We start from the raw sequence: 897 nt of genomic DNA on the forward strand, positions 1-897 counted from the left end.
CTTCGCGGTCCGATCACAGGCATCCGTGCGGATAGAAGTTGTTGAACTATCCGTGATGCAATTGTTAACTGCACTGTCAGAAGCTGTGTTAGAACTGAACCTTCATCACATCATTCCCAGCTCGGAGCTGTTCCGTGCAGAGAAGAAACCTACATTCGAGGAAACGATTGACTGGATTCGCGGCCTTGTCTTCCAGATGACGGACTATGTACAAGTCGGGAAGACCAAAGGACATAACGAATTGGTTCATCGACTCAAATCGTATATTGATGACCATCTGCATGAGGAATTGTCACTCGATGTGCTGTCCGAAGTCGCTTCGTTGTCGAGTTCCTATATCTCTACATTGTTCGCTGATGTGTTGAACATCTCCTTTACAGATTATGTAACGAAGGCGCGATTGCAGATGGCTACGGAATTGCTGAAGTCTGAAGCGTCCTTGACGGTCGCCGATATTGCGACACAAGTTGGCTATCGTAACTCGCAATATTTTTGTACGAAGTTCAAAGCGAAGTACGGCATCACACCAATGCAATACCGTAACTCATGGACAGGTACAGGCACAGCGAAGCTGGAATTGGAGTAAGCGGCACATAGAGGCTGCAGATTCATTGTTGATTGAGGTGAAAACGGCCGTTCCAAGTGAAAAAGGACCCCTAAGCTATACCCCACAAAGTGAAGATAAGCTTCGGAGCATATTCCGAGTACTTTGCGGGGACCCCATTAGCTCAAACATCTTGTTTGAACCTCCTTTGATTAAATAAGAGATTTCGCGGTATGGAGGTTCAAGCCAAAACTCGCCGGGGTCCTCTTTTTCACTTTCCACTCCTGTGTTCACAATGAATCGACATCCTCATGTATGTATTTAAAAGTAAAGGGCTGTTCGCAGTATCCATC

The 897-nt window shown here is 46.2% G+C and carries 1 protein-coding gene; it reads left to right on the top strand.

What is annotated here, in order from left to right:
* Nucleotides 1–586 (top strand): helix-turn-helix transcriptional regulator (locus AC1DWB_RS36245; RefSeq protein ID WP_477545885.1); only part of this gene is annotated, 586 nt, incomplete at its 5' end.
* Nucleotides 587–897 lie beyond the last annotated feature (311 nt).

The sequence above is a fragment of the Paenibacillus sp. P4_E11 genome, assembly GCF_056401635.1.